The sequence below is a fragment of the Gemmatimonadaceae bacterium genome, assembly GCA_037721215.1.
Taxonomy (GTDB): Bacteria; Gemmatimonadota; Gemmatimonadetes; order Gemmatimonadales; family Gemmatimonadaceae; genus UBA4720.
On record JBBJNV010000040.1, the window covers coordinates 1 to 15,225 of the forward strand.

The window sequence follows — 15,225 nt, forward strand, 5'->3', positions numbered from 1 at the left end:
CCGGCACAACCCTCATCGTGGCGTCGTGAGTAACGACGACGGAGGCTCCCCGGGTTATCACTGGCCTGGAGAACGAGGGATAGAGAACGACGCTCTCCCGTGCCGACGGGCCGAGGCGGAGGTTGTCCCACGCGATCATCGGCAGCGTCGAAGCGAGAACAGTGGTGTCAAGCGTATCCGGCAGATAAAGTCCTGATCGATCAATCGCTGCCGGCGTATAGACGTTGATACGGGAAAAACTGTTCCGCGCTGTCGGTGGGTCAATGTGCTGGAGGAGGCTCGCCACGTAGCGGCCGATTCCGGTGCGTTGACCCTGGAGGCGCCACCCGCTTATGCCAAGCGTTATGCCCGCGCCCATTCCGACATCAGCTGATAAGTGCGACGTACGCCGGCTTCGGTCGAATACCGCGGCGTCCAATCGATAAGCGAGTTCACCGTGCGCATGTCGCATCGGAACTGCATGGGCCCATTCACTTCGCGGCCCTCGACCTCGATAGGACATCCGCTGATCTCCCGCAGCAGATCCACCACCTCGCCCACGGAATTCATAGTTCCGGTGCCAAGGTTCAGCGTCCCGCAATAGTCGGCGTCAAGCAGCTTCACAACTGCGTGAGCGGCGTCCTCGACGTAAATAAAATCGCGCTCAGGCCTGGTCGTCCAGACGGAGCCCGACCTGTTGTCGAGAAGCTTCCGTATCAGCACGTGGATGAGATCGTACCGCTCCAGCCGCGTCGGCCCATAGATGTTCGAGAGCCGTACGTTGATGATCGGGACCCAGGCCGAGTAGAACTTGCACGCTTCCTCCGCCATGAACTTGCTCAGGACATAGCGAGTACGGTACGGATCGATCGGCGCGTGCTCATCTACGGGTAGCGACAGCCGCTCACGGTCGTATAGCAGGATGGTGGAAAAGTGGATGAGCTTCCTGATCGGGTAGCGCTTAAGCTGCTCCATCGCCTGGACAAAGGGCGTCACGTGATAGTCGAATGCCGTCGGTTCGCCGGGTTCAAGCGAATCCTTCTCAAGATTGTAGTGATCGGTATTTCCGATTATGTAGATGACGCTGTCGAAATCCACACCGTTCAGTGGCCTGAGATCGGACAACGAATCGATGTGGATGTGACGATTTCCCGTCGTCGGTGCGGTCCGCCCTACCGAGATTATTTCAGGATAGTTGCCAAGGATGTACGGTCCGAGGAAGCCACTGCCCCCAAACAGGATAGTTCCAGCGCCGGAGCCACTGGCGCTTGCGCCCGAAGCCTTCACGGAAGAATGATCTCGCCGGCAAATCCCCGCTGCCTTAGCCGTGGAACGATCTCGTCGTGGTAATTCCACGCAAACAGCACCGCCGCGTCGGCCGGGCGCGAATCCTTGAACATGTGCTCCTCGTCCACTATCGGAATGTGGACACCAGGCAAATACCTGCCCATCCGCAGCGGATTGACCTCAGTGATGTAGTCGATCATTTCGGGCCCGAGACGGCAGTAGTTGCAGACCGTGGCCGCTTTGGCGGGCGCGCCGATTCCGATCACCTTGCGTCCGGCGCGGACGTGCGCGTGAACCGCGTCGAAAAGCCTTGATCGCTGTTGAGCCGTGTCGCGCGCGAAGCTCTCGTTGGTTGCGCGGTCGTACAACGCGGCCTCAGCCTCGTCGCGCTGCAGCTCGGCGACCGCCGGAGTAGCGGCGTGCTCCCCGGAGTGGCCGGCAAAAACGCGAATCGAGCCGCCGTACACCTCCGACCTCTCAACCTCGAAAACCTCCATGCCGTAGTCAGCGAACAGGTGCGCTAGCGGCTTCACGGAGTAGTATCGCAGATGCTGGTGAAACATGTTGTCGTAATGCCGCCGCGCCATGGTGTCGAGCCAGTACTGGGAATCCGTAGCGAACACGCCGCCCGGCGCCAGCAGTCGCTTAACCGCTGCCATCAGGCCGGCGAGGTCGGCGATGTGGCCGAACACCCCACAGGCCGTTATGGCATCCGCCCGGCCGTGCTCGGCAATTATCTCCGATACTGAGTCATCGTCGAAAAAAGCGTGCATCGTCGGAATGCCCTGTTCCCTTGCTATTCGCACGGGGTCGCCGGAAGGATCAACGCCCAGGTGCTTCACGCCGAACGGCACATACGCTTTCAGAAGCGTTCCGTCATTCGACCCGATGTCCACAGCGAAGGACTGAGCGGTAAGCCCCATCATCCCGACGAGCCGCGGCGGGAGGCTCTGCAGGTGCCGCGTTGCCGTCTGAGTCGTCCCGCTGACGAACGGAAAATTCTTGTAGACGATGCGCGGATTCACGATATACCCGAGCTGCGTCAATCCGCACCTCGGGCAATGATGAAGCTGCATTGGGTAGAACGTTTCGGGCTGATTGAGCTGAGCCCCGCCGAGCACGAGGTCGCCAACTGGTTGTGGTCCGACGTCGAGGCCAGGTATGGTCGGTTCGCGACAGATCTGGCAGCGTACGGGTCGCGGCTTGCTGCTGTCCCTCCTGGCGGCGAGCGGTTTCTTTCTGGATTGCACTTTCGGACTTGATGAAATCATGGGCGATCGCTGAAGAATGTTTGCAGGCAGTCGATGACATAATCGACGTCATCGTCCGTCATTTCAGGGTGACAACCTACATAAAAAGCGGTCTCGTTGAGGCGCGCCGCCACCGGGTACTCGGCGTCCAGGTTTCCGAACATCGACCGATAGACCGGCTGGTTGATGAGTGGAAGCAGGTATCTCGTCTCGACTCCGCGCTCCTCGAGAAACTGAATAGCGCTCGCACGAGTTAACGACGGGTCGGTCAACACGAGAGGATAGAACATGTACGCGTGATCCGTCTCGGGTCTGACTGAGGGCAGCTGAAGGCGGCCGCCCAGCGATGACAGCGCGGCATGGTAACGTGCGGCGGTCCGCTGCCGCCTCGCCCAGTGTTCATCCTTTTCTTCAACCTGCGCGACGCCGAGCGCGGCTTCCATCTCTGTCGCCCGGAAGCTGTGGCCCAGCCGGACGAACGAAAAGCGCCGGTCGGCCACTTGAAACAGGCCGGCGCCGCTCATGCCCGCGTCGTCGTCAATGCGGATGTAGATCGAGTCGCGCCCGTGATTCATGATGCTCTTCATCATCACCAGCAAGTCCGGATCGCTCGTGGTGCACACGCCACCGACGCCGGTCGTGATTATATGGGCGGCGTACGTCGAGAAGCAGCCAACATCTCCGAACGATCCAACTGGCCTCCCGCGGTACCTCGCGAACATCGTCTCTGCGGAATCCTCGACAATTCGAAGTCCATGCCTCTGCGCGATTTCGAGGATGGGATCCATATCGCACGGCATACCCCCAATGTGAACAGGCATGATCGCACGCGTGCGGGGCGTGACCCGGCGCTCCACGGCCCCCGGGTCAAGCGTGTAGTGACACGGGTCCACGTCGGCGAACACCGGGATCATGTTGTTGTAGAGCACGACGTTGGCGGTTGCGACAAAAGTCAGCGCGGGAACGATAACCTCGTCGCCGTCAGCCCAGCCGTACGTCTCCTTGAGCGCGGCGAGCGCGATCTGAAGGGCGCTTGTCCCGCTGTTGCTCATCAACCCGAAGCGACAGCCGTGCATTTCCGCGATCTCGGCCTCGAACCGGCTCATCATCGGACCGGATGTGATCCGGTTGCTATCGAGCACCTGCATCACAAGTTCTTTCGCGCGGGCAGACGTTCGAAAGCCGCCAACACCTATCTGCTGCCGCGCCGCTGTCATGGTCGAGGTTGGAACGGATGGGATGTATTGACGGATCGCTGGCAGGTTGCGCGCAAGCCGCGACTCGCAGCAGGCATGGATGCTGCGCCTGTCGGGCAACGTGTCGTAAATACTCGCGGCTCGTGTTACAGTCGTCAATGGGAAGTCCGCACGTTTTGTCAAATGCCATCAAAAAATGTTCGCTGCGACGTCCGCATGTTTACAGGCCGTGCCGAGGCCGGAGGTTTGCGCGAAACGCCGGGCTGAGTGGCATTCTGGCACTTCCGTTAGACCGATTCAGCTATGATAATTCCGCACCCAGTCTGGAGCGCCGCCCCACCGCATGGAGAGAGACCAGTCTGAAGGCGTGCTCCAGCAGGAGTGTGCTGCATGACGACTCCGCTACGCTTCTGCTTTCCCACGACGTTCTATCCGCCCTATAGTTTCGGTGGCGACGCGGTGGCGACGCAGCGTCTTGCGCGCGCTCTCGTGAACCGCGGACACCATGTGACGGTCGTCCATGACATTGACGCCTACAACACACTACACGACGGTCCGGCACCACCGGCGCCCGTGCGAAACGACGGCGTCGAAGTCATCGCCATCGAATCCGGCGCCGCGCCGTTGTCCCTGCTGCTGACCCAGCAGACCGGACGTCCCACCTTGAACGCCCGCAAACTCGGCGAAATCCTCGGCGACGGCCGCTTCGACGTCATCAACTTCCAGAACCCGTCTCTCGTTGGCGGACCCGGCTTGCTGTCCTACGGCGGCGTCGCAACGCGGCTCTACATGGCGCACGACCATTGGCTGGTGTGTCCGACCCACGTGCTGCGGAGGCATAACCGCGAACTGTGCGACCATCGCGAATGCTTCCGTTGTCAGCTCCACTACAGGCGCCCACCCCAGTTGTGGCGGTGGACCAGCTATCTCAACGACCAGCTTCGCCACATCCATGCGTTCATCGCGATGAGCGAGTTCAGCAGGGACAAACACTACGAGTTCGGATTTCCGCGCGTTATGGAAGTGATGCCGAACTTTCTCCCCGATCCGGATCCGCCAGCGACGATCGCAACGCCAGAAGCCATCTCTCCGCCGCCTCATGCGCGACCCTACTTCCTGTTCGTTGGACGCCTCGAGAAAATCAAGGGACTGGATCAGGTCATCCCGTTGTTCAGACAGTATCCGGACGCTGACCTGTTAATCGCGGGCGATGGAAATCACGCGGGCGCGCTTCGCTCCCTCGCCGACGGAAACGAGCAAGTGATTTTTCTGGGGCGCATACCGCTAGAGGATCTCAAACGCTACTACCGCCGCGCTGTTGCGACCATCGTTCCATCGGTGTGCTACGAGACGTTCGGGATCATCATCATTGAATCCTTCAAGGAACGAACACCGGTTATTGCGCGGCGACTCGGCCCATTCCCCGAGATAATGCGACAATCTGACGGAGGAGAGTTGTTCGAGACCGACGCTGAGCTGCTGAGCGCAATGCGCCGTCTGCAGTCCGACCCGGCCTACCGGGAGGAGAAAGCGTGCAGCGCCTATCGGGCTTACGTTGACCTTTGGTCCGAAAGTGTGGTGGTTCCGCGTTATCTCGACATCGTTGCGCGTGCGCGCACATGAGCGTGCGAGCAGTCCTCACGTATCACTCGGTAGACCCATCGGGGTCGGCGATTTCCGTGAGCGCGGAAGATTTTGGCCGTTGGTCGCCCGGAAACAATAAAGGGACTGGATCAGGTGATTGCCTTGTTCAGACAGTATCCTGAAGCCATCTGCTGATCGCTGGTGAAGGTAGTCATGGGGCTGCGCTCACTTCGCTGGCGGCGGGGCTCGACCAGGTCTCGTTTCTGGGGCGACTGCCACCCGACCAGCTCGGGAAATATTATCGGCACGCCGTCAGCACCATCGTGCCTTCGGTGTGCTTTGAGACGTTTGGCGTGATAATCATCGAGTCGTTCAGGGAGCGGACGCCGGTGATTGCCAGAAGGCTTGGGCCGTTTCCGGAGATCATGGCTCAGCCCGGAGTGGGCGAACTGTTTGATACCAGCGATGACCTCATCGCCGCAATGCGTCGTCTTCAGCACGATCGTCCGTATCAGGAAGACAAGGCAGCAAACGAATATCGCTTGTACGTCGATCGATGGACCGAGAGTGCGGTGCTTCCACAATATCTCGACATTGTGGCCCGGGCCCACGCGGGGCGTTCCGGCCCTGGGGGAAGAGGTTCACGGGTTTGAAGGCGGTCCTCACCTATCATTCCATCGACGATTCGGGATCTGCAATATCCGTCGATCCGGTGAGCTTCCGGATGCATTTGAAATGGCTGAGCGGACGGGGAATACCGGTCGTGCCGCTTCGGTCCATACTCGCTTCAGCAAAGGGCACCGCGGTTGCCCTGACCTTCGACGATGGGTTTCGGAATTTCGACGACGTCGCGCTGCCGGTGCTGCGTGAGTACGGATTTCCGGCGTCACTTTTCGTCGTTCCGGGAAACGTGGGCAAGACCAACGCCTGGTCAGGTTCGGAGCGCTCACCCGGCATTCCAACGCTTCCGCTGCTCGACTGGGCGGGAATTGCTCGCGCCGCGGGGCACGGTATCGAGATCGGGGCACACAGCCGGTCTCATCCGTTCCTCAGCCGTATCACCCCGTCGCGGCTCCACGACGAGATCGTGGGTGCCGGAGACGACATCGACGCCGAGCTCGGCATCAGGCCGCAATCGTTCTGCTACCCTTATGGAGACTTTAACGCCGCGGTGGTTCAAGCTGCCGCGGCTGCGTACAACATCGCGGTGACGACTGAGCTTCGCGAGATCGATGACGGACCGGTTGATTCACATCTGGTCCCGAGGATCGACATGTACTACTTCCGCAATCAGGCGCAGCTGGAAAGTTTCGGAACGCCCGCCTTCTCCCGTTACCTCAGACTTCGTCGAGTCGGGCGCACTGTTCGGGGCCTGGTCTCGGGCGCGCTCGGATGGTAGTCGAGGGTGTGGCCCCCAGTGTCCCGGGGACGTGTTTCTACCGACCTATATCTTTGACAGCGAGCAGTGTTTCGTTTCACAAACCTTTCCGACCCGACGATGAAGCCAACGCGGCATGCGGCCCGGCAGTGGCGTTGTGCCAGCCACTGACCCCCCGAGAATATTCTCGCCCCAGTATTACGCGCGTATGCGGCTGCTCGAAGCGGACTCCTGGTGGAACGCAGCAATGCGGGACATCGGAGGCTCGCTGCTCGACGACGCTCGCTTGCCAGAGCGTGGATTGCTCATCGACGCCGGCTGCGGGTCGGGTCAGACCATCGCATGGTTTCAGGGGCACAGGCCAATGTGGACGGCAGCTGGTCTCGATGTTTCGCGAGAAGGATTGACCGTTGCTCGCAATTTCGGTCATCAGGTAGTACAAGCCTCTGCAACAGCGCTGTCACATCCGGATGCCTGCGCCGATCTGATAATCACGTTCGATGTGCTTCAGCATCTTCCGCTCGATGGAGGAGACAGCGACGCGCTATCCGAAATGTTTCGGGTGTTGAAGCCCGGCGGTGTTCTTCTGATCCGCACAAACGCACAGGCATTCCCTCGGGCCAGGGACGACCGCGATTACAACTTTCGAAAGTACACCCCGGAACTCCTGCGGCTCCGAGTCGATTCAGCGGGATTCGACATCGAAACTCTGGGTCGCGTCAATGCATTGCTGGGGCTGGCGGAGATTCCCCGTGAAATGCGCGCGCGACACAGTCAGTCTTCGGAGTATCACGGCATTCTCTCCGAGCCGCGCTCGACACGAAGTCTCGCCGGTATCGCGAAGCGAAGGTGGCTGGCGCTCGAAGGCCGCGCGTTGCGGCGTGGATGGCAACTGCCCCTGGGAAGAACCATCTTTGCTCTATGCCGGCGTCCCGCCTGATATGAGGCGGTTACGTTCTTCTCAGCGCATCACATCGCGCTGCGGTTCCCGCCTTGCCACTAACGTCAATCAGCCCTCCTCGACCCAATGAACGTTTCAACAATAGCAGTTCTCGGCCTCGGTGAAGCCGGATTTCAGATGCACATGCCAGCGCTTGCACAGATGGCCGGGATCAAAACCGTCGGAGCTTGCGATCTCGACGCGGAGCGACGCGCAAACGCTGCAAAAACCTGGGGCGTTCCCATATTTGACAACCTCGACAAGATGTTGGCCGAAGCACGCCCCGACGTGCTGATCGTCGCCACACCGCCTGACAGCCACGTGCAGATTTGCCTGCAGGCAATCGCGGCCGGTTGCCATCTGATATGCGAGAAACCCTTCACATCCACTCTCGACGAAGCGGACGCGGTCATTGCAGCAGCAGACGCCGCCGGTCGTCGCATTGCACTGAACCACGAGTTCCGCGAGATGCCGATCTTTCGAGCGGTCCTCGACGAGATTGGCGGGCTAAAAGGCGATCAGATAGTCTTTGCGCAACTGTGGCAGCACATGGACATGGCCCCGTGGATGGAAAAAGGATGGCGTGGCCGCATGCAGCGCCGAACGCTCCATGAGGGAGGCGTGCACCTGGTGGACTACGTTCTTGCGTTATTCGGCGAAAAGCCGCACGCAGTGTCGGCGACCATGTCTGCGTGTGGAGCACAGGCGGCCGGCGCGGACGTCGGGGCTGACGCTGTCGCCATCGTTTCATTTGAGTTCTCGCGTGGACGCCTTGCGCAGATTCTCCAGCATCGCCTCTGTAAGGGAGAAACTCAGTACTTTGAGCTTCGCGCGGACACCCGAACGGCCTCGTATCGTGCTTCGTTCGGCGGACGCGCGCGAGTCAGCGCCGGCCTTTACCGAAGCACAGTTCCGCACATGCGAATCGATTACGGTGTGTCCGGGCTCGCATGGCGCGAGGTGGGAAACAAGCGCACGATGCTCGCGCGAAACCCAAAGGAGCCGCGCGTTGTGTCAACGCGCCATGTGCTCGAGCGCTCACTCGCGGCGTTCGCGAGTGGCGGCCAGCCTCCAGCCTCGGCTCTGGACGGACGCGACGCTCTCGAGGTCATCAACGCCTGCTACGAAGCTGCTGAGGCGGGGCACCGTGTTACCCTGGCTGCCTACCCGGGTGCGGAAAAAACAACGGTGCCCGCCAGCCCGAGTTGACCCAGATGCGGGCCGGGAATCCATTGCGCGCTGCGATTATCGGCGCGGGCCTGATGGGCCGCTGGCATGCCGATGCGGTCCATCGGGCAGGTGGAAATGTAGTCGTCATTGCAGATGCCGATCCCGCCCGCGCGCTCAAGCTCGCCGACACCTGCCGAGCGCGCGTTGCGAGGTCGCCGCTCGAAGCGATTTCGTCGGTCGACGTCGTTCACGTGTGCACACCGCCCGCACGCCGGGAAGCGATCATATCCGCCGCGCTCGACGCGAGCCGCCACGTCCTCGCTGAGAAGCCTCTTGCCGCAACGGCCGGGATTGTGGCCGAGCTTCATTCGCGCGCGGCTTCGGCGGGTGTGCTGCTCTGTCCTGTGCATCAGTTCCTATTTCAGCAAGGCACGCTTCGCGCGGCGGCGCTTCGTGATCGCATTGCTCCCCTGCGCCAGTTCTCTGCAGAGATCTCCTCTGCCGGGGCGGAGGGCGGTTCAGAAATGGCGAGGGATCAACTCGCATTCGACATATTGCCTCATCCGCTTGCACTGGGAGAGAGACTGATTCCGGGTGGACTGTCGGGAATGCGCTGGCTCGGCGTCCGCGCGGCGCCGGGCCAGATTCACATTATCGGTACCGCCCGTGGCGTGTCATTTTCTGTTCAGCTGTCGACTACAACCCGCCCGACGTGCAACATGCTGCGCCTTGCCGGCGACGGCGGCTCAATCCACGCCGATTTATATCACGGCTTCGCGGTGGTAGAGCCAGGCAAGGTCTCGCGGATGAGAAAGGCGACGCGGCCATTCACGGTTTCGGCGTCGACGCTCGTCGCCGCGACGGGAAATCTCACGCGCCGGGCGATGCGAAGTGAATCCGCTTTTCCCGGGCTCAGGGAGTTGGTTGCCCGGTTTTATTCGGCGGCGCTCGAGGGCGGTGCTGCACCGATTTCGGCAGGCGAAAGTATCGCGGTGGCCGCAGCGCGCGACGACATCATCGCGCTTTTACGCATCGATGGCGCTGTTGCGTGATTGCTCGACCGGTAAGTGCCGCACCTCGGAGCTTGCTGTCTCGGGGGCGGTGGTAATACGCGCCGGCCGCCGCTTGGTGAGATAGCCAAGCCATTCCCCCCATGTCCACGCCAGCACCATGCTGATCAGGGCAGGCAGCGCGCGAATGAACATGCTGAAGATCGGGCCGCTTTTGACAGCCCTCGCCGTCATGCGCCCCATGAGCAGCACGGGTAGCGCGGGCGAGAACGCCAGGTAGAAAAGCCGCCGTCGCGTACCTGCATAAACTGCCCGCGTTGCGGCGAACAGGCGGCCGAATGCGTAGCGCTCGTATACCGCGTCGCCGAAGCTCACTGTCCGCCGCACGTGCACCTCGGCGTTTGCACAGATATGGAGCGGGCCGAATCGCTGCTGGAGCGCCCGGTGAATTTCGGTCTCGTGAAATCCTTTGGACCAGAGTGATTTGATTTCCGTCAGGTGCGAACGGTGGTACGAAACGTTGCAGACACTCAGCGAGGGCGACACGCCGCCCTCCAGAGGTTGCATGTACCTGAAAAAATCAACATAAAAAAACGCCCACATTGCCGGCGACGCATTCGGCATCGGCTCGATGGGGCCTCCGACAGCCGCCCGGTTGCGCCACTGAGTCGCCGCGAGCGTACCCACCCATTCAGGAGTGGCGACACAGCTGTCTTCGGTGAGCAGGATGCGATCACCAGTCGAGGCCTCGAGGCCTGCCGTCGTCAGCTCGATCGGCGTCCGGCATCCGTCGCGGGAAATCATGAGGATGCCGGGATACTTCGCCCGCAGAGGGCCCAGATCGCCGAGTTCCGGGTCGGCGGTTACAATCGTCTCGAATTCAGGGGCATTCCGCTGATTCTCAAGACTCCGGAGCGCGCGGTCTATATGCGAAAGACTGCCGATGGCAACGAGAATGACGCTGACTGAATCTGAACTGGGACGCTTGTCGGCTTCAATACCGCTCGCGGGGGGAATAACTTCCGCCATCGAAATCCTGTAAGAGTGCTGCCAAGTTAACTTTCCCCCGGCCGTGAAACCAACTTCGTCATGACGGTAGGGTGGCTTGAGGCGATACTTGCCTGCCCCGGATGCCACGGTGAGCTGGACCGGCGCGAGGCCTCTTATGTCTGCCAGACGTGCCTGCGCACATACCCCGTACGGTACGGGATCCCTGACTTTCGTCTTGAACCCGACCCGTACATCAGCGTCGCCGACGAGATCGGCAAGATCGAGGGATTTTCAGCACCTGGCCGATCGTTTACCGATATGGTCCGCGCTTACTACGTGCTCACCCCGGAAAGTCCGCCCGAATTGCATTCCCGTTACATCAACGCGATGGCAGCCGCTGCGAGACGCGGCGCGGGAATGCTGCGCAAGCTGCGTATGAGGTATCCGGAAGTTACAAACCGCGAATTACTGGACCTCGGCTGCGGGACGGGTGGAATGTGCATCGCCGCAAGTACAGCGTTCGACCGCGTCGTCGGCGTTGACGTTGCGCTTCGGTGGCTGGTCATGGGTCAGCAGAACCTGCGTGAAAAAAGCGTGAACGTTCCGCTGATTTGCGCGAATGCGGAATCGCTTCCGTTTCGGCCCGAGGCATTTGACGCGGTGGTCGCTGACGCCGTCGTCGAACACGTACGCAGTCCGGCAGCGATGCGCGATGAGACGATGCGGGTGCTGCGAAGCGGTGGCGCTTTCTTCTTCACCACCAATAACAGATACAGTGTTTTGCCCGAGCCACATGTTCGAATAATGGGTTTTGGTCTTCTTCCCCGATCGTGGATGGAATCGGTGGCCAAGCGCGTTCGGCACACTCCGTACAAGGCGCGGCTCCTGTCGAGAAGCGAGCTATTGTCGGTGTTCCGCAATGTTGGCGAAGTTATGCTTCCGTGGTTCGAGGTGGGAGAACTGGGCGACCGCAACGAAAGATTGCGGCAGAGCTGGGAGACGATCAGCAGATATGCGCCGCTCCGCTTCCTGATCAGAAACGTCGTTCCGCAATATTTTATTGTGGGAAGAAGAAGTACGTAGCTGCCGATTTTTCCGTCTTCGTTCTACTGGCCGGGCACGGCCATGATCTGGCGTTGTCCGGCATGTCGCGCACAGCTTGCGGCCAGCGACAAGAGTCTCGAATGCCTGGGCTGCGCGGCGATGTATGAAGTCATTGACGGTATTCCCGACCTTCGCTACCCACCGTGCGCCGACAGTTTCGTGCGGGATGATAATTCTATGGCGCGCGGGATCGCGGCGGATGCTGCGGGCAAGTCGGATGAGGAGCTTGTCCGCGCGTTTTTCAGCGTGCGCGAGGGCACCGACGGGTGGTCGCGTTATGATACCGAAGTCCGCACACGACAATCGCTTGTCGCGCCAGCGCGTCTGCGCGTCGAAATCGACGGCTGGCTCAACACCGTGACCGGGCAGGGGACCTTTCTCGGTCTGGGGTGCGGCCTTGGTGGCTTTCTCACCGCGGCAGGTGCAGCAGCGAAACCGGGAATCGGAATCGACAACCGAATGTCGGTACTTGTTGTCGCCAGACGCCTCATCGAGCGTGGTGGTGGGAGTGCGACACTTGCGTGCGCAAATGCCGAGGCGCTTCCACTTGCGGATGCAGGTATCCGCGGGGTGGTGATGTACGATGTGGTGGAGCACGTTGAGCGCCTCGAGCGGGTGCTCTCGGAGTTGAGCCGTGTTATCGCATCCGGGGGTGCTTTCGCGTGCTCGACGCCGAACAGGTTCAGTATCGCCCCCGAGCCGCACGTACGCGTCTGGGGAGTCGGCTGGCTGCCCCGGCGTTATCAGAACGCGTACGTGAAGAAAATAAGCGGCCGCGATTACTCCGGAACGCGCCTTCTCTCTCCATCGGAGCTGGACCGGCTGCTGCGGAGATACACACAGTTCGACGCCGAGATGCGGGTACCTCCGATCCCGAACGACGACGTCGCGAGTTCGAGAGGCGTTCGCAGAGCGTTCGCGCGAGTCTACAATCTCGTGGCCGGGATATCAGTGGCGCGGCCGATACTGCTCCTGATTGGACCATTCTTTCAACTTGTTGCAGTGAAGCGGGCCGAGTCAAACCGTGGGGGTGGCCGGCACGGACGATGAGGACAGTTCCCGCTGCACTTCCGTTTGCAATGGGTGAGGTCAATACTTCCACACGCTGTCAGGGAAGCAAGACTGTCCATTGTCAACGCACCGCGAGGAGAAGGGAATGGCGACTGAAGAAAAACCAAGCCGGAATGAGGACGAATATTTCGCTCGGCACGACGCCGAGTTGATGAAGGACCGGCGGGCTCGTCTCGACGAGGAACGGACGAAGCAGGAGCGAACGGCGCACTCCAACAAGTGTCCCAAATGCGGGTGTACACTGGGGGAACGCGAGCATCGGGGTGTAAAAATCGACGAGTGTCCCGAGTGTGGAGGAATGTGGCTCGACAAGGGCGAACTCGAACTGATCGGGGAGATGGATGCACGGTCATCCGGTTTCATGCAGTCGGTGTTCCGACGCCGCGGTTAATGGCGGCGCGCGGTGGGACGATTCTCGAGAATGCCGATTCCCTTTATCGTTCTGCCGCGGAGTGCGGTCGCCAGCACAGGCGCTATGCGCGATTGATGGAAAACGGCAGTACGGACGCGGAACAGGGGTTGGCGCTCGAGGTAGTGAAAATGTCCGACGACGGTTTGTCGGCTGCGGTTGTGGCGTACGAGAAGGCGGCAAACAAGTCGCCAGGCCCTGGCGATGCTGCCTGGTGGCATAAGGCAAACATGCTCTGGCATGCGAGCAGGGAGTATATCCGGCATCATGCTTTTTGCGATGGCGTCGCCAGGCGAAAGGATATGCATGGCCGTGACGAGCTTGGTGAGATGGCTGTCGAGTTCGACCTCGAGGCATCAGCGCTGCTCGCTCTCAGGATGGCTGCGGATTCCTACGGGGCTGTGAGACCCGGGGTGGAGTGACCTAGTCGCTGCCGGATTTTGGCGGCGATCATTTCGATGGCGATCGAGTTGTGCCCGCCGCGTGGTACGATGATATCCGCGTAGCGCTTGCTTGGCTCGACAAACTGAAGGTGCATCGGCTGAACGGTTGACAGATACTGTTCGATGATCTCGTCGAGGGGCCGCCCTCGCGAGGAGATGTCCCGCTCGAGGCGCCTGATGAGGCGGATATCGGCGTCGGCGTCGACGAACACTTTTACATCGCAAAGGTCGCGAACCCGTTGGTCCACGAAGAGCAGGATTCCGTCGATGACAATTACGTCGGACGGCTCGACGGCAACGGCATCTTCGGATCGCAGGTGCGAGATGAAATCGTAGATCGGTTTTTGGATTGCTTTTCGGGCGGCGAGCCGGGACAGGTGATTGGTGAGCAGGTCGAAATCGAAGGCGTCCGGGTGATCCCAGTTGACTTTTCTGCGCTCCTCGAGTGGGAGGGTGGTGAAATTTCTGTAATAGGCATCCATGTCGATAAACGCGACGGACAGGGACGTGAGTGCGTCAGCGACGTTCCGGGCGACGGTCGATTTGCCACTGCCGGAGCCGCCGGCAATACCGATGATGAGTGGCTTGGACACGCGTGGAAATGTACGGCTCCGGCTGGTGGCTTGCGGAGTTCGGTGCGTGTCGGTGCATCCGGTGTTCCCGGGAGGCTTGATTCGGTATTCAGCTGGTGTTGTCGGCAGAGGTCGGAAAGTGGCTGGCAGGTTGTTGTGATTGGGGGATGTAAGGGGTTGCAGTGACAGATGGTACGCGATAGACTGAATAGAGTCGATGTTCAGGGAGTATGGTGGGTCTGGAGGCGCCTGCATGGATTGTTGAACTAAGGTGTTACAAACCCTTGACGATCTGTGAAAAAAGGGGTATGATGGAAGGCTGCCGGAGAATTGGCATCAGAGCTGTTTGACAATCGAAGTTGAGATCAAGTGATGTGCGAGGCGAACTCTATGATCCGCGGCCATTCAGGGTTGCGGGGAGAGTAAGACCTGAAAACATTACAAGTGATTCCGGACGTGGATGCCAGAAGGCATGATGCGTCTGGTAAAGCCGCGTTCGGAGAGCAATCGAATCTCTTAACTATTGGAGAGTTTGATCCTGGCTCAGGATGAACGCTGGCGGCGTGCTTAACACATGCAAGTCACGGGGGCCCAGCAATGGGTAACCGGCGAACGGGTGCGTAACACGTGAGCAACCTACCTAAGTGAGGGGGATAGCCGGGCCAACGCCCGGGTAATACCGCATACGCTCGAGGAGAGGCATTTCATCTCGAGGAAACCTACGGGGCACTATGAGGGGCTCGCGGCCTATCAGCTAGTTGGTGAGGTAACGGCTCACCAAGGCGACGACGGGTAGCTGGTCTGAGAGGATGGCCAGCCACATTGGGACTGAGATACGGCCC

General features: G+C 60.4%; 17 protein-coding genes and 1 rRNA gene. 12 read left to right on the forward strand and 6 right to left on the reverse strand.

What is annotated here, in order from left to right; genetic code table 11:
* From WKF55_16090 to WKF55_16100, 3 genes are all read right to left on the reverse strand, one after another.
* A partial coding sequence (locus tag WKF55_16090) for a hypothetical protein (protein MEJ7761103.1) occupies positions 1 to 358 on the reverse strand: 358 nt, incomplete at its 3' end.
* On the reverse strand, positions 343 to 1,266 hold the full coding sequence (locus WKF55_16095; GenBank protein ID MEJ7761104.1) for an NAD(P)-dependent oxidoreductase: 924 nt from the start codon (positions 1,264 to 1,266) through the stop codon (positions 343 to 345). The genes WKF55_16095 and WKF55_16090, both read right to left, overlap by 16 nt.
* Positions 1,263 to 2,312, reverse strand: a complete 1,050-nt coding sequence (locus WKF55_16100) for a class I SAM-dependent methyltransferase (protein ID MEJ7761105.1) — start codon at positions 2,310 to 2,312, stop codon at positions 1,263 to 1,265. The genes WKF55_16095 and WKF55_16100 overlap by 4 nt, the downstream gene beginning before the upstream one ends.
* Positions 2,313 to 2,327: 15 nt before the next feature.
* On the opposite strand from WKF55_16100, the gene WKF55_16105 reads away from it, so the two are divergent.
* Complete coding sequence (locus WKF55_16105) at positions 2,328 to 2,528, forward strand: hypothetical protein (protein ID MEJ7761106.1); 201 nt, start codon at positions 2,328 to 2,330, stop codon at positions 2,526 to 2,528.
* 5 nt (positions 2,529 to 2,533) lie between these two features.
* Here the strand turns inward: WKF55_16105 and WKF55_16110 are convergent, their stop codons facing one another.
* Positions 2,534 to 3,871, reverse strand: a complete 1,338-nt coding sequence (locus WKF55_16110; GenBank protein MEJ7761107.1) for a DegT/DnrJ/EryC1/StrS family aminotransferase — start codon at positions 3,869 to 3,871, stop codon at positions 2,534 to 2,536.
* A gap of 231 nt (positions 3,872 to 4,102) precedes the next feature.
* Here WKF55_16110 and WKF55_16115 point away from each other — a divergent pair, with 231 nt between their 5' ends.
* The 6 genes from WKF55_16115 to WKF55_16140 all read left to right on the forward strand — a co-directional run bounded on the left by WKF55_16115 (position 4,103) and on the right by WKF55_16140 (position 9,836).
* Positions 4,103 to 5,335, forward strand: coding sequence for a glycosyltransferase family 4 protein (locus WKF55_16115; GenBank protein ID MEJ7761108.1), 1,233 nt, complete (start codon positions 4,103 to 4,105; stop codon positions 5,333 to 5,335).
* 155 nt (positions 5,336 to 5,490) lie between these two features.
* The gene (locus tag WKF55_16120) at positions 5,491 to 5,949 is read left to right on the forward strand and encodes a glycosyltransferase (GenBank protein ID MEJ7761109.1); all 459 of its coding nucleotides are present in this window, start codon (positions 5,491 to 5,493) and stop codon (positions 5,947 to 5,949) included.
* A complete protein-coding gene (locus WKF55_16125; GenBank protein MEJ7761110.1) occupies positions 5,946 to 6,695 on the forward strand; it encodes a polysaccharide deacetylase family protein in 750 nt (249 codons plus the stop codon). The genes WKF55_16120 and WKF55_16125 overlap by 4 nt, the downstream gene beginning before the upstream one ends.
* Positions 6,696 to 6,882: 187 nt before the next feature.
* Entirely contained in the window at positions 6,883 to 7,614 is a 732-nt protein-coding gene (locus WKF55_16130) for a class I SAM-dependent methyltransferase (protein MEJ7761111.1), read from the forward strand.
* 87 nt (positions 7,615 to 7,701) lie between these two features.
* A complete protein-coding gene (locus WKF55_16135; protein MEJ7761112.1) occupies positions 7,702 to 8,823 on the forward strand; it encodes a Gfo/Idh/MocA family oxidoreductase in 1,122 nt (373 codons plus the stop codon).
* A 23-nt stretch (positions 8,824 to 8,846) separates the two neighbouring features.
* Positions 8,847 to 9,836 carry a Gfo/Idh/MocA family oxidoreductase gene (locus WKF55_16140; GenBank protein MEJ7761113.1) on the forward strand — a complete coding sequence of 330 codons (990 nt, stop codon included), beginning with the start codon at positions 8,847 to 8,849 and terminating at the stop codon, positions 9,834 to 9,836.
* On the opposite strand, the gene WKF55_16145 is transcribed toward WKF55_16140, so the two are convergent.
* On the reverse strand, positions 9,810 to 10,823 hold the full coding sequence (locus WKF55_16145; protein MEJ7761114.1) for a hypothetical protein: 1,014 nt from the start codon (positions 10,821 to 10,823) through the stop codon (positions 9,810 to 9,812). The genes WKF55_16140 and WKF55_16145 overlap by 27 nt on opposite strands.
* Before the next feature lie 60 nt (positions 10,824 to 10,883).
* On the opposite strand from WKF55_16145, the gene WKF55_16150 reads away from it, so the two are divergent.
* The 4 genes from WKF55_16150 (at position 10,884) to WKF55_16165 (ending at position 13,790) form a co-directional block, all read left to right on the forward strand.
* Positions 10,884 to 11,867: a methyltransferase domain-containing protein gene (locus WKF55_16150; GenBank protein MEJ7761115.1), complete on the forward strand. Its 984-nt coding sequence runs from the start codon at positions 10,884 to 10,886 to the stop codon at positions 11,865 to 11,867.
* Positions 11,868 to 11,909: 42 nt separating this feature from the next.
* On the forward strand, positions 11,910 to 12,938 hold the full coding sequence (locus WKF55_16155; GenBank protein MEJ7761116.1) for a class I SAM-dependent methyltransferase: 1,029 nt from the start codon (positions 11,910 to 11,912) through the stop codon (positions 12,936 to 12,938).
* Positions 12,939 to 13,044: 106 nt separating this feature from the next.
* On the forward strand, positions 13,045 to 13,350 hold the full coding sequence (locus WKF55_16160) for a zf-TFIIB domain-containing protein (protein MEJ7761117.1): 306 nt from the start codon (positions 13,045 to 13,047) through the stop codon (positions 13,348 to 13,350).
* Positions 13,350 to 13,790, forward strand: coding sequence for a hypothetical protein (locus WKF55_16165; GenBank protein MEJ7761118.1), 441 nt, complete (start codon positions 13,350 to 13,352; stop codon positions 13,788 to 13,790). Before WKF55_16160 ends, WKF55_16165 begins: the two co-directional genes overlap by 1 nt.
* Here the strand turns inward: WKF55_16165 and udk are convergent.
* Complete coding sequence (gene udk / locus WKF55_16170; GenBank protein ID MEJ7761119.1) at positions 13,760 to 14,638, reverse strand: uridine kinase; 879 nt, start codon at positions 14,636 to 14,638, stop codon at positions 13,760 to 13,762. The genes WKF55_16165 and udk overlap by 31 nt on opposite strands.
* Positions 14,639 to 14,903: 265 nt before the next feature.
* Between udk and WKF55_16175 the strand changes: the two genes are divergently transcribed.
* Positions 14,904 to 15,225 (forward strand): 16S ribosomal RNA (locus tag WKF55_16175); the annotation flags it as partial.

Bases quoted from the DNA above. Each gene is read 5' to 3' on its own strand.
- WKF55_16105 (MEJ7761106.1), top strand. From the start codon at position 2,328: ATGATGAAGCTGCATTGGGTAGAACGTTTCGGGCTGATTGAGCTGAGC.
- WKF55_16115 (MEJ7761108.1), top strand. From the start codon at position 4,103: ATGACGACTCCGCTACGCTTCTGCTTTCCCACGACGTTCTATCCGCCC.
- WKF55_16130 (MEJ7761111.1), top strand. From the start codon at position 6,883: ATGCGGCTGCTCGAAGCGGACTCCTGGTGGAACGCAGCAATGCGGGAC.
- WKF55_16135 (MEJ7761112.1), top strand. From the start codon at position 7,702: ATGAACGTTTCAACAATAGCAGTTCTCGGCCTCGGTGAAGCCGGATTT.
- WKF55_16145 (MEJ7761114.1), bottom strand. From the start codon at position 10,823: ATGGCGGAAGTTATTCCCCCCGCGAGCGGTATTGAAGCCGACAAGCGT.
- WKF55_16150 (MEJ7761115.1), top strand. From the start codon at position 10,884: ATGACGGTAGGGTGGCTTGAGGCGATACTTGCCTGCCCCGGATGCCAC.
- WKF55_16155 (MEJ7761116.1), top strand. From the start codon at position 11,910: ATGATCTGGCGTTGTCCGGCATGTCGCGCACAGCTTGCGGCCAGCGAC.
- WKF55_16160 (MEJ7761117.1), top strand. From the start codon at position 13,045: ATGGCGACTGAAGAAAAACCAAGCCGGAATGAGGACGAATATTTCGCT.
- WKF55_16165 (MEJ7761118.1), top strand. From the start codon at position 13,350: ATGGCGGCGCGCGGTGGGACGATTCTCGAGAATGCCGATTCCCTTTAT.
- udk (MEJ7761119.1), bottom strand. From the start codon at position 14,638: ATGCAGGCGCCTCCAGACCCACCATACTCCCTGAACATCGACTCTATT.